This window comes from Halorubrum sp. Atlit-28R, assembly GCF_003665955.1.
Taxonomy (GTDB): Archaea; Halobacteriota; Halobacteria; order Halobacteriales; family Haloferacaceae; genus Halorubrum; species Halorubrum tropicale.
This window is the reverse complement of sequence record NZ_QPLS01000006.1, coordinates 176,734-190,160: the sequence shown is the minus strand read 5'-3', so window position 1 is coordinate 190,160 and position 13,427 is coordinate 176,734. Positions and strand designations below refer to the sequence as shown.

Annotated in this window: 8 protein-coding genes; 7 read left to right on the top strand and 1 reads right to left on the bottom strand. The window is 69.1% G+C overall.

Annotated features, from left to right (window positions below; genetic code table 11):
- Positions 1 to 29: 29 nt before the first annotated feature.
- From DVK06_RS11555 to polC, 7 genes are all read left to right on the top strand, one after another.
- Positions 30 to 1,664, top strand: coding sequence for a 2-oxo acid dehydrogenase subunit E2 (locus tag DVK06_RS11555; protein WP_121600361.1), 1,635 nt, complete (start codon positions 30 to 32; stop codon positions 1,662 to 1,664).
- A complete protein-coding gene (lpdA, locus tag DVK06_RS11550; protein ID WP_121600360.1) occupies positions 1,664 to 3,094 on the top strand; it encodes a dihydrolipoyl dehydrogenase in 1,431 nt (476 codons plus the stop codon). The genes DVK06_RS11555 and lpdA overlap by 1 nt, the downstream gene beginning before the upstream one ends.
- A 319-nt stretch (positions 3,095 to 3,413) precedes the next feature.
- Positions 3,414 to 5,543 carry a catalase/peroxidase HPI gene (katG, locus tag DVK06_RS11545; protein ID WP_121600359.1) on the top strand — a complete coding sequence of 710 codons (2,130 nt, stop codon included), beginning with the start codon at positions 3,414 to 3,416 and terminating at the stop codon, positions 5,541 to 5,543.
- A gap of 293 nt (positions 5,544 to 5,836) precedes the next feature.
- On the top strand, positions 5,837 to 6,166 hold the full coding sequence (locus tag DVK06_RS11540) for a DUF5783 family protein (RefSeq protein ID WP_053770137.1): 330 nt from the start codon (positions 5,837 to 5,839) through the stop codon (positions 6,164 to 6,166).
- A gap of 78 nt (positions 6,167 to 6,244) precedes the next feature.
- Entirely contained in the window at positions 6,245 to 6,625 is a 381-nt protein-coding gene (locus DVK06_RS11535; RefSeq protein ID WP_053770136.1) for an iron-sulfur cluster biogenesis protein NfuA, read from the top strand.
- 234 nt (positions 6,626 to 6,859) lie between these two features.
- Positions 6,860 to 7,279 carry a PPC domain-containing DNA-binding protein gene (locus DVK06_RS11530; RefSeq protein ID WP_121600358.1) on the top strand — a complete coding sequence of 140 codons (420 nt, stop codon included), beginning with the start codon at positions 6,860 to 6,862 and terminating at the stop codon, positions 7,277 to 7,279.
- A 40-nt stretch (positions 7,280 to 7,319) separates the two neighbouring features.
- Positions 7,320 to 12,416, top strand: coding sequence for a DNA polymerase II large subunit (gene polC, locus DVK06_RS11525; RefSeq protein ID WP_121600357.1), 5,097 nt, complete (start codon positions 7,320 to 7,322; stop codon positions 12,414 to 12,416).
- Between the two features lie 210 nt (positions 12,417 to 12,626).
- Here the strand turns inward: polC and DVK06_RS11520 are convergent, their stop codons facing one another.
- Complete coding sequence (locus DVK06_RS11520) at positions 12,627 to 13,271, bottom strand: bifunctional 4-hydroxy-2-oxoglutarate aldolase/2-dehydro-3-deoxy-phosphogluconate aldolase (protein ID WP_053770133.1); 645 nt, start codon at positions 13,269 to 13,271, stop codon at positions 12,627 to 12,629.
- Positions 13,272 to 13,427: the final 156 nt, after the last annotated feature.

The window sequence follows — 13,427 nt, the reverse complement described above, 5'->3', positions numbered from 1 at the left end:
ACACCCATGAACGCCGAGGTGACCGACGCGTGACGGTCGAGGAGTTCAAGCTGCCCGACGTGGGCGAGGGCGTTGCGGAGGGCGAACTCGTCAGCTGGCTGGTCGCGCCCGGCGACCGCGTCGAGGAGGACCAGCCCGTCGCGGAGGTCGAGACCGACAAGGCGCTCGTCGAGGTGCCGTCGAGCTACGACGGGACCGTCGAGGAGCTGTTCGTCGACGAGGGGGACATGGTCCCGGTCGGCGACGTGATCATCTCGTTCCGGGTCGACGAGGACGGCGACGGCGGGGCGACCGCCGAGGCGGAAGCCGAACCGGAGCCCGAGGCCGACGCGGGCGACGAGCCGGCGCCGGACGCGACCGCCGACGCGGACGACGGGACGACGAGCGGGCCCGACACGCCCTCGGGTCGCACCTTCGCGCCGCCGTCCGCCCGCCGGCTCGCCCGCGAGCTTGGCGTCGACGTCGGTGCGGTCGACGGGAGCGGCCCCGGCGGTCGCGTGACCGAGGCCGACGTGCGCGCCCACGCCGAGGGCGGCGGATCCGCCGACCCGGGCGGCGCGGACGACGGCCCCGAACCCCGCCCCGCGCCGACCGACACCGGCTCGGCCGGCCGGAAGTCCGCGGTTAGCAAGCGCGGCGACTCTTCGGACGGGGCGTCGGCGACCGCCGCCGGCGCGCCCGAGCCCGCGGGCCGCGAGACGACGCTCGCGACGCCCGCGACCCGGAAGGTCGCGCGCGAGCGCGGCGTCGACCTCGACGACGTGCCGACCGACGAGACCCGCGACGGCGAGGCGTTCGTCACGGTCGACGCCGTGAACGCGTACGCCGACGCGCTGGAGTCGCCGTCCGAGCCGGAGCCGGCGACCGTCGACGCGGACACCGCGCCGGCGACCGTCGACGCGGACCCCGCGCCGGACGCGACCGCCGCGACCGACGCCGCCGTGAGCGCCGAGGGCGACGAGACCGTCCCCTACCGCGGCGTCAGGCGCACCATCGGGAAGCAGATGGAGCGGTCCAAGTACACGGCGCCGCACGTCACCCACCACGACACCGCCGCGGTGGACGCGCTCGTCGAGGCCCGCGAGGAGCTGAAGCCGAAGGCCGAGGCCGAGGGCGTGAGGCTCACCTACATGCCGTTCGTGATGAAGGCCATCGTCGCCGGCCTGAAGGAGTACCCGTACCTCAACAGCGAGCTCCGCGAGGACGACGAGGAGATCGTGTTGAAAGGCGACTACAACCTCGGGATCGCGGTCGCGACCGACGCCGGCCTCATGGTCCCGGTCGTCGAGGACGTCGACGAGAAGGGGCTCTTCGAGCTGGCCGACGAGGTGAACGACCTCGCCGCCCGCGCCCGCGAGCGGAAGCTCAAGCCCGCGGAGATGAAGGGCGGCACCTTCTCGATCACCAACTTCGGCGCCATCGGCGGCGAGTACGCCACGCCGATCATCAACTACCCCGAGACCGCGATCCTCGGGCTCGGCGCCATCGAGGAGCGCCCCGTCGTCCGCGAGGGCGACGGCGGCGAAAGCGAGGTCGCCCCGGCGCCGACGCTGCCGCTCTCCCTGTCGATCGACCACCGGGTCGTCGACGGCGCGGTCGCGGCCGAGTTCGCGAACACCGTCATGGAACACTTAGAAACCCCCCTGCTGCTACTCAACGAATAATGGTCGTCGGAGACGTCACCACGGGAACGGAGGTACTGGTCATCGGCGCGGGGCCGGGCGGCTACGTCGCCGCCATCCGCGCCGCACAGGAGGGGCTCGACACGACCTTAGTCGAGAAGGACGCCTACGGCGGCGCCTGTCTCAACCGCGGCTGTATCCCCTCGAAGGCGCTGATCACGGGGAGCGGGCTCGCCCACGAGGCCGGCAACGCGGAGTTCATGGGCGTCCACGCGGACCCCGCCGTCGATATGGGGAGGATGATCGAGTGGAAGGACGGCGTGGTCGACCGGCTCACGGGCGGCGTCGAGAAGCTCTGTAAGGCGAACGGCGTGAACCTGGTCGAGGGCGTCGCCTCGTTCGTCGGCGAGAACACCGTCCGGGTCGCGCACGGCGGCGACGGGCAGGGCTCGGAGACGCTGGAGTTCGAACACGCGGTGATCGCCACCGGGTCGCGGCCGATCCAGGTCCCCGGCTTCGACTTCGGCGAGGACCACGTCTGGAGCTCCGCCGACGCGCTCGACGCCGACACGGTCCCGGACCGCCTCGGGGTCGTCGGCGGCGGCGGCTACATCGGCATGGAGCTGGCGACGACGTACGCCAAGCTCGGCGCCGAGGTCACGGTCGTCGAGATGCTCGACGACATCCTCGACCCCTACGAGGACGACGTGAAGCGCGTCGTCCGCAAGCGCGCCGAGGAGCTCGGCGTCGACTTCAACTTCGGCGAGGGCGCGAGCGAGTGGGCGGAGGCGCCCGACGGCGGCTACCTCCTCCGCACGGAGACGGAGGAGGGCGAGGAGTCGACGTACGGCGTCGACAAGATCCTCGTCGCGGTCGGTCGCCAGCCCGTCACCGACGGGCTCGACCTGGAGAACGCCGGGATCGAGACGGACGACCGCGGGTTCGTCGAGACGGACGACCGCACCCGCACGGCGGTCGAGCACGTCCACGCCGTCGGCGACGTGGCCGGCGACCCGATGCTCGCGCACGCGGCCTCCAACGAGGGGGTCGTCGCCGCCGAGGTGATCGCCGGCGAACCGGCCGCGCTCGACAGGCAGGCGGTCCCCGCCGCGGTGTTCACCGACCCCGAGATCGGCACGGTCGGGATGACGGAGGCGGAGGCCGCCGAGGCCGGCTTCGAGCCCGCGGTCGGCGAGATGCCGTTCAACGCTTCCGGGCGGGCGATGACGACCGGCCACACCGAGGGGTTCGTCCGGATCGTCGCCGACGAGGAGACCGGGTTCGTCCTCGGCGGACAGATCGTCGGCCCCGAGGCGTCGGAGCTGATCGCCGAGGTCGCGCTCGCGGTCGAGATGGGCGCCACCCTCGAGGACGTGGCCGCCACCGTCCACACCCATCCGACGCTCGCGGAGGCGGTGATGGAGGCCGCGGAGAACGCGCGTGGGCAAGCGATCCACACGCTGAACCGCTGACCGCGTTCGATCCCTCCCCGTCACGCGTGACCCCGGTCCCGTCCCGCGGAGGTCTCCCGACGAGGCGTACTGATGACCGCCGGACCCTCGCGTGTTACTCTCGCTCACACCCGTCGGATTACCGAAATTCTGACAAATATGCGCCGGCAGCGGGCCTCTCCGAGCGGTAAACCCCTCGGAGCGCCGCTACGGTCTCCGACGGGGAATTCGTGGATCCGCAAATAGAACTTCATTATTTCGATAGAAACCCTCCGTTATAACGATGTTTCCCTCACAGAATTAGACAATATTATCTGCGAAGAGGAGCGACCGTTTTTTGATGGCTGGTAACACCAAAGAGTGGTGGCCGGATCAGCTGGATCTGGAACTGCTCGACCAGAACGCCGCCGATATCGGTCCGTACGACGAGGAGTTCGACTACGCGGCGGCGTTCGAGGAGCTCGACCTCGACGAGGTCAAGTCCGACCTCGAAGACGTGATGACCGACTCGAAGGAGTGGTGGCCCGCCGATTACGGGCACTACGGCCCGCTGTTCATCCGGATGGCGTGGCACAGCGCCGGCACGTACCGCTCGCTCGACGGGCGCGGCGGCGCCGCCGGCGGACACCAGCGGCTCCCGCCGATCAGCAGCTGGCCGGACAACGTGAACCTCGACAAGGCCCGGCGGCTGCTGGAGCCGGTCAAGACGAAGTACGGCGAGAAGCTCTCGTGGGCCGACCTCATCGTGCTCGCCGGCAACGTCGCGCTGGAGTCGATGGGCTTCGAGACGTTCGGCTTCGCGGGCGGCCGCGCGGACGACTTCCGCGGCGACGACGCCGTCGACTGGGGCCCCGAGAGCGAGTTCGAGGCCACCTCCCCCGACCGGTTCGACGAGGACGGCGACCTCAAGGCCCCGCTCGGGAACACCGTGATGGGCCTCATCTACGTCAACCCCGAGGGGCCGAACGGCGAGCCCGACCTCGAGGGCTCGGCGAAGAACATCCGCCAGTCGTTCAGTCGGATGGCGATGAACGACAAAGAGACCGTCGCGCTCATCGCCGGCGGCCACACCTTCGGGAAGGTCCACGGCGCCGACGACGGCGACAACCTCGGTCCGGAGCCCGAGGACGCCCCCATCGACCTCCAGGGCCTCGGCTGGGACAACGAGTTCGGCGAGGGGATGGGCCCCGACACGATCACGAGCGGCATCGAGGGTCCGTGGAACGCCACTCCGACCGTCTGGGACACGAGTTACGTCGACAACCTGCTCGAGTACGAGTGGGAGCCGGAGAAGGGTCCCGGCGGCGCGTGGCAGTGGACCACGAAGAACGACGAGCTCGACGACGCCGCCCCGGGCGTCGCGAACCCCGACGACAAGGAGGACGTCATGATGCTCACGACGGACGTCGCCCTGAAACACGACGACGACTTCCGGGCCGTCCTCGAGGAGTTCCGCGACGACCCCGACGAGTTCCAGGAGACGTTCGCGAAGGCGTGGTACAAGCTCATCCACCGTGACATGGGCCCGCCGGAGCGGTTCCTCGGCCCCGAGGTCCCGGAGGAGACGATGATCTGGCAGGACCCGCTGCCGGACGCCGACTACGAACCGATCGGCGACGCGGCGGTCGGCGACCTCAAGGGCGCCCTCCTCGACTCCGGCCTCTCGACCGGCGAGCTCGTCAAGACCGCGTGGGCGGCGGCGTCCACCTACCGCGACAGCGACAAGCGGGGCGGCGCCAACGGCGCCCGCATCCGCCTCGAACCGCAGCGGAGCTGGGAGGCCAACGAGCCCGAACGGCTCGCCGACGTCCTCTCGACGCTCGAAGACGTACAGGCCGAGTTCAACGAGTCGCGCTCCGACGACGTGCGCGTCTCGCTCGCCGACCTCATCGTGCTGGGCGGGACCGCGGCCGTCGAGCAGGCCGCGGCCGACGCGGGCTACGACGTCGAGGTGCCGTTCGAGCCCGGTCGCGTCGACGCCACCGCCGAGCAGACCGACGAGGAGTCGTTCGAGGCGCTCAAGCCGAAGGCCGACGGGTTCCGCAACTACCTCGGCGACACCGACGAGGACGTCGAGGACCTCATGGTCGACAAGGCCGACCTGCTGAACCTGAGCGCCAGCGAGATGACCGTGCTGGCCGGCGGGCTGCGAACGCTCGGCGCGACCTACGGCGACCGCACGGCGTTCACCGACGAGCCCGGGACGCTGACGAACGAGTTCTTCGTGAACCTGCTCGACATGGCGTACGAGTGGGACGAGGTGACCGACGCCGAGGACGTCTACGAGGTCCGCGACCGCGACACCGGCGAGGTCGCGTGGGAGGCGACGCGCGCGGACCTCATCTTCGGCTCGAACGCGCGGCTCCGCACCATCGCCGACGTGTACGCCAGCGACGAGGAGAAGTTCGTCGAGGACTTCGTCGCGGTCTGGAGCGAGGTCATGACGCTCGACCGCTTCGACCTCGAGTAACGCCCCCGTCGCAGTCGGATTTTTTCGGTCTCGCAGCGCGGTTCCGGTAGCTCCGGCTCTTCCTCGCCGACGCGGCCCGAATCGACCCTCTCACCTGCCGAACCCTCGGCTTGTAACGGACGTCTGGCTTTCCGGCTATCGCCGTGCGCAACGAATTCTATATCGCGACATGTGATTTACTACTGCGCCGACGGCCGAATCTCCCGTTCGACCGCAGGCCCGATTTCCCGGCCCGAACCGGCGTCTCGGCGGCGATCGACCGCCTTTTTTCCCGCCGGGCCCTCGTTCGCGACATGGCCGACGAGTTCGACCCGGAGAAGTTCGAAGACAAGTACGCGAACTACTTTCAGGAGCTCCAGCGGGCGTACAAGAACGCGTTCAACCAGATGAACGACCGGCACGACTCGGAGCTGATCCACGGCATCGACCAGACCGTGCTCAACGAGTCGGAGCCGTTCTACGAGGACGGCGAGTTCCGCGTCGAACTCCCGGAGAACCCCCGCGAGCGCATCCGCGGCGCCGTCGCGGTCGACGACGAGACGTTCGAGGAGACGCTCGACGAGTACGTCGAGCGGATCGAGTCCGAGCTGTACCGGACGCTGGGCGTCGACCGCCCGGAGTGACCAACCGTGAGGGGTCCGCGTCGCGCCCGGATCCGGCCGAACCAAAGGCATAAGCCCGCCGCCCGCCAACTCGCGGGCATGAGCACGGACACGACTGACGCGGAAAACGAGCTCCGCGAGCGGATCACGAACTTCCTGCGGCGTAACTTCCCGCAGATCCAGATGCACGGCGGGAGCGCCGCCATCGCCCACCTCGACCGCGAGAAGGGCGAGGTGACGGTCCAGCTCGGCGGCGCCTGTTCCGGCTGCGGCATCTCGCCGATGACGATCCAGGCGATCAAGTCCCGGATGGTCAAGGAGATCCCCGAGATCGAGACGGTCCACGCGGACACCGGCGCGGCGGCCGGCGCCGACGGCGACCTCGGCGGGACCAGCAGCGGCGGGATGTCTCCTTCCTTCCCCGGCGAGACGACCGACGACGACGGCGGCGACGACGAAGGCCCGCAGGCCCCGTTCTGAATCGGTTCGACCGACGGTTTCTCTCCCTTTCTCTCCGACTCCCGAGTCGCATCGCCGTCCACCGGCCAGTAGCCGATTTTGCACGGAAGCGGCCTCCTCGGAGCTGAATCCGTGGGATACGGTTATCGAACCGGATCCCGGAGTAAATCTTATGGCGCTATATCAAATTCGTACGCCGCCCCGATCTCAGTCCGACTGAAGCCTTTTTCTCCCCGGCAGCCGTGGGGAATCGCTATGTACCATCGCGAGGTCGAACCCACGGCGGAGTACGTCGCGCGGTTCGAGACCGGCGCCGACTGGCGCGAGGAGATAGAGGCCCTCGCCCGCGAGGAGGACGTTGAGGCCGGCTGGTTCACGGCGCTCGGCGCGGTCCAGGACGCGGACGTCTGGTTCTACGACCAGGAGGAGACCGAGTACCGGTCGGTGACGTTCGACGAGCCGCTGGAGGTGGCCGCCTGCGTGGGCAACGTCTCGCTTCTGGAGGGGGACGTGTTCGCCCACACCCACGCGGTGCTCTCGCGCTCGAGCGGGCAGGCCCTCGCGGGGCACCTCGACTCGGCGACCGTCTGGGCGGGCGAGTGCCACCTGCGCGCGTTCGCCGAGCCGCTGGAGCGCTCGCACGACGAGGCCACCGACTTGGACCTGTGGCTGTGACCCGCCGAGCGCACCGCGTCTCCCCCGCGACCGAGCCGCGATGAGACCGGACGACGAGCGCTACTTCGCGCGGATCGAGGAGCGCCTCGACGAGGCGTGGGACGTGGCCGAGACGGCCAAAGAGCAGGGCCGCGACCCGGAGCCCGAGATCGAGATCCCGGTCGCCCGCGACATGGCGGACCGCGTCGAGAACATCCTCGGGATCGACGGCGTCGCGGAGCGCGTCCGCGAGCTGGAGGGCGAGATGTCCCGCGAGGAGGCGGCGCTGGAGCTGGTCACCGACTTCGTCGACGGGAACGTCGGCGACTACGACTCCCGCGAGGGGAAGATCGAGGGCGCCGTCCGGACCGCCGTCGCGCTGCTCACCGAGGGCGTCGTCGCCGCGCCGATCGAGGGGATCGACCGCGTGGAGCTGCTGGAGAACGACGACGGCACCGAGTTCGTCAACGTCTACTACGCGGGCCCGATCCGCTCGGCGGGCGGGACCGCCCAGGCGCTGTCGGTGCTCGTCGCCGACTACGCCCGGTCGCTGCTCGACGTCGACGAGTACAAGCCCCGCGACGTTGAGGTCGAGCGCTACGCCGAGGAGATCGCCTTATACGACAAGGAGACCGGGCTCCAGTACACCCCGAAGGACAAGGAGTCGAAGTTCATCGCGAAGCACATCCCCGTCATGCTCGACGGGGAGGCGACGAGCGACGAGGAGGTCTCGGGCTTCCGCGACCTCGAACGGGTCGACACCAACTCCGCGCGCGGCGGGATGTGTCTCGTCGCCGCCGAGGGGATCGCGCTGAAGGCCCCGAAGATCCAGCGGTACACCCGGAACCTCGACGAGGTCGACTGGCCGTGGCTCCAGGACCTGATCGACGGGACGATCGGGAAGGACGGCGCGGGCGACGGCGACGCGCCGGCGTCCGAGGGCGACGCGGACGAGGACGGCGACGACGCCGACGGGGAACCCGACGAGCCGGCGGCCGACCCCGCGGCCGACGACTCGCCCGACGGCCCGCCCCGCGCCGACCCCTCCCAGAAGTTCCTCCGGGACCTGATCGCGGGCCGTCCCGTCTTCACGCACCCGAGCGAGGCGGGCGGCTTCCGCCTCCGGTACGGTCGCGCGCGCAACCACGGGTTCGCGACCGGCGGCGTCCACCCGGCGACCATGCACATCGTCGACGACTTCCTCGCGGCGGGCACGCAGATCAAGACGGAGCGGCCCGGGAAGGCCCACGGCGTCGTCCCCGTCGACTCCATCGAGGGGCCGACGGTCCGCCTGGCGAACGGCGAGGTGCGGCGGATCGACGACCCCGAGGAGGCGAAGGCGGTCAGCAACGGGGTCGAGAAGGTGCTCGACCTGGGCGAGTACCTCGTCAACTACGGGGAGTTCGTCGAGAACAACCACCCGCTCGCGCCCGCGTCGTACGCCCCCGAGTGGTGGGTCCAGGAGTTCGAGGCGGCCGGCGCCGACGTACAGGCCATGTGCGACGACCCGCACGTCGACTTAGAACACCCGGGCGTCGACCGGGCGCTCGCGTGGGCTCGCGAGTACGACTGTCCGCTCCACCCCGAGTACACCTACCTCTGGCACGACGTCTCGGTCGACGCGTTCGCGGCGCTGGCCGACGCCGTCGCCGCCGGCGAGGTCGCCGACGGCGTCCTCGCGATCGAGCGCACCGAGCCGGTCCGGGACGCCCTGGAGTCGCTGCTGGTCGAACACGCCGCGACTCCCGACGCGCTCCGGATCCCGACGTGGCGCCCGCTCGCGCGGTCGCTCGGGATCGACGACGGCCTCCGCAGGGAGTGGGACGCGGACGACCTCTCGGCGGCGGCCCGCGAGTACGCCGACGGCGAGAACGCGATTCGCGCGGTCAACGAGGTCGCCCCGTTCGAGGTCCGCGAGCGCGCGCCGACCCGGATCGGCAACCGGATGGGTCGGCCGGAGAAGTCCGAGAGCCGCGACCTCTCGCCCGCGGTCCACACGCTCTTCCCGATCAACGAGGCGGGGGGCCCGCAGCGCGACGTGGCGGAGGCCGCGGGCGTCATGGACGACACCGGCCGCCGCGGGCGGCACGAACTAGAGGTCTCCGACCGCGTCTGCCCCGACTGCGGCGAGCACACCTACGCCGCGCTCTGTCCCGACTGCGAGACGCACACCGAGCCGCACTACGAGTGTAACGACTGCGGCACCGTCTGCGAGCCGGACGAGGCCGGCCGCGTCGAGTGCCCGAACTGCGAGTGGGAGGTGACGGCCGCGAGCTACCAAGAGGTCGACGTCAACGACGCGTACCGCTCCGCGCTGGAGCGGGTCGGCGAGCGCGAGTCCGCCTTCGAGATCCTGAAGGGGGTCCAGGGGCTCACCTCGCGGAACAAGACGCCCGAGCCGATCGAGAAGGGGGTCCTCCGCGCGAAGAACGGCGTCACGTCGTTCAAGGACGGGACGGTCCGGTACGACATGACCGACCTCCCGGTCACCGCGGTCCGGCCCGAGGAGCTCGACGTCACCGCGGACCACTTCCGCGAACTCGGGTACGAGACCGATATCGACGGCGAGCCCCTCCGCCACGACGACCAGGTGGTCGAGCTCCGCGTCCAGGACATCGTCCTCTCGGACGGCGCGGCCGAGCACATGCTGAAGACCGCCGACTTCGTCGACGACCTGCTCGAACAGTTCTACGGGCTCGACCGCTTCTACGAGGTCAACGAGCGCGACGACCTCGTCGGCGAGCTCGTCTTCGGGATGGCCCCGCACACGAGCGCCGCGACCGTCGGGAGAGTGGTCGGTTTCACCTCGGCCGCCGTGGGATACGCGCATCCGTACTTCCACGCCGCCAAGCGGCGGAACTGCTTCCACCCGGAGACGAAACTCTGGTACGAGGACGAGACCGGTCAGCTACGATACGACGAAATCGAAGCGTTCGTCGAGAGGTACCTCGATCGGTCTGAGGTCGAGTTCGACGACTTCGGAACGGCCGTCGGCGAACTGGAACATGTCGACGGCGACCTGCGCGTTCCGTCGCTGACCGCGGACGGAGATCGCGTCTCTCGTCCGGTAGAGGCGGTCAGCAAGCACGACGCACCGGACCACCTCGTCCGAGTCCGGACCGAATCCGGCAGATGGATAACCGTCACTCCTGACCACGGTGTCCACGTGTACGACGGCGAACGGGACGCAGTCGCCGGCAAGGAAGCGCGGGAAATCGACGCGGACGACAGACTCGTAATTCCCGATTCGGTCGGGGTCGACGACGTCGACCGCGACTCACGCCGGTTCGATTTGCTCGCCGAATTTATTCGGTCCGACGCGGTTCCGACCGACCGTCTCATGATCAAAGGGCTGGACAAGGACCGCCTGTACGAGCTCTTCGAGGACGCGTTCGCCGACGACTGGGAGGGGAGATTCTACCCGCTCCAGAGCATGACGGAGGTCTTCGGGACGAACAAGAAGACGCTGAGTAACTACCTGTACAGAGAGAGCTTCCCCGTGTCGTATCTCCTGCGGTGCTTCTCCTCGCTCGACGAGATGCTCGCCTTCGTTCCGGACGACGTCTCGCTCGGAATGAAACGCGATCGCACGGAGATCGATCGGTTCGTCGATCTCAACGAGCGCGTCGCGACGCTGCTCGGGTACTACGCGGCGGAGGGGTTCGCCCGCGAGCAGGAGACGCCGAAGGGGACGATCCACCAGACAACGATCTGCGGGACGGAAACGGAAGCGAGGGAGTTCTTCCTCGACGTTCTGCGGGAGGAGTTCGGGGTCGACCCGTACGAAGAGAACCACGCGAAAGTGACCGTCTCCGGTCGCCTGTTGCGTGCGTTCTTCGACTCGGTGCTCGACTCCGGCGTGTACGCACACACGAAGCGCGTCCCCGATCAAATATTCGACGTATCCGACGAGATCATCGGTGCGTATCTGAGCGGATACTTCAGCGGCGACGGCAGCGTCGACGACGGATCGCTCCGAATCACGGCAACGACGGTCAGCGAAGAGCTTCGCGAAGACTTGCTCGGCCTTCTGCGGCGGCTCGAAGTCCACGCGAGCGTCGACCGACCCGAGCGGGTTCAGCTCCGTGATAAGTTCCCCGAATTCTACGACGACAGCGACACGCGGATGACCGCACAGACGTACGTCCTCAGTGTCTCGTCACACGACGCCGTTCGATTCTCCGAAATCGCCGGATTCCACCTCTCCCGGAAGCAGGACCGATTGACTGAGAACGTCTCGTCCGTCGAACCGTACGCGCGAAAAGCGTCTGACGGCGGGTCCGGCGAGTATCTCGTCGAAGGCGTCGCTGAGGTCGAGGCTGTCGAGAGCGACGTCGACCACGTGTACTGTCTCACCGTTGAGGACACGCATTCACTCGTCGCGAACGATCTGTCGGTCGATCAGTGCGATGGAGACGAGGATTGCGTAATGCTGCTGATGGACGGACTTCTCAACTTCTCGAAAGAATTTCTGCCAGACCAACGCGGCGGGCGGATGGATGCACCCTTAGTGATGTCTTCGCGAATCGACCCCTCGGAGATCGACGACGAGGCGCACAACGTCGACATCGTGCGGGAGTACCCGCTGGAGCTGTACGAGGCGTCGCGCGAGCTGGCCGACCCGGAGGCGGTCGAGGAGCTGATCCGGATCGGCGAGGACACGCTCGGGACCGACGACGAGTACCACGGGTTCGACCACACCCACGACACGACGGACATCGCGATGGGCCCGGACCTCTCGGCGTACAAGACGCTCGGCGACATGATGGAGAAGATGGACGCGCAGCTGGAGCTGGCTCGGAAGCTCCGCGCGGTCGACGAGACCGACGTGGCCGAGCGCGTCATCGAGTACCACTTCCTGCCGGACATCATCGGCAACCTCCGCGCGTTCTCGCGGCAGGAGACGCGCTGTCTCGACTGCGGCGAGAAGTACCGCCGAATGCCGCTGACCGGGGACTGCCGCGAGTGCGGCGGCCGGGTGAACCTCACGGTCCACGAGGGGTCGGTGAGCAAGTACGTCGACACCGCCATCGAGGTGGCCGAGCGGTTCGACTGCCGGCCCTACACGAAACAGCGGCTGAAGGTGTTAGAGGGGTCACTGGAGTCGATATTCGAGGACGACACGAACAAGCAGTCCGGGATCGCGGACTTCATGTGACGACCCCGCCGTCGCGTCCTGTTCCGCGACGACGGGGTCGACCTCCCCGGGCGGGGAGGAAACGGCGAGCGTGGTTGGGTATACCGACAGCGTGTTGCGAGCGACTTCCAGCCCGTGCCTCTCGTCGGCCGGCCGGAAGCCGATCGCGCGTTATGTCTCCACGCTCTTGAATCTGTGGCACGCGGTGGCAGGACCGTGCGGACCGAGCGGTCAGTCGTCGTCGCGCGCCTCCTCGACGACCCGCGTGAACTCGCGGGCGGTCTCGGTGATGGTCTCGTAGTCGCCGCGCTCGGCGGCCTCGTAGTCGACGAGCGCGCCGCCCGCGCCGACCGCGAACGCGCCCGCGTCGATGTACTCCGCCGCGTTGTCGGGGCTCACGCCGCCGGTCGGCATCATCGGGATCTGGCCGAGCGGTCCCTTCATCGCGCCGAGGTGGTCCGGGCCGACGGTCTTCGCCGGGAACACCTTCACGAAGTCCGCGCCGGCCTCGTAGCCCCGGACCGCCTCGGTCGGGGTCATCACGCCCGGCGCGGTGACGGCGCCGTAGCGGTTGCACGTCTCGATGACGTCCTCGTGGAGGCTGGGCGAGACGACGAACTCGGCGCCCGCCATCAGCGTGGCCCGCGCGGTCTCGCTGTCGAGGACCGTCCCCGTGCCGACGACGACCTCGTCGTCGAAGGAGCCGGCGACCTCGCCGATGAGGTCAGCGACGTCCGGCGTGTCGGCGGTGATCTCGACGGCGGTGACCCCGCCCTCGCGCAGCGCCTCGGCGATCTCGATGAGCTGGTCGGCGGGCACGCCGCGCAGCACCGCGACGACGCCGCTGTCGACGAGCCGTGAGAGCGTCTCGCTCATACTCTCCGTTTCCCGAGTCGGTACTTAAAACCGCGCCGATGCCCGCGGGCGCTGCCGCCGACGCGGGCGACCCGTCCGGTCGCGACGGGGCGTCGCTCCGCGGCCCCTCCGTGACACCGGTCGACACGAAATCGGCGGCGATCGGGGGTACTCGGC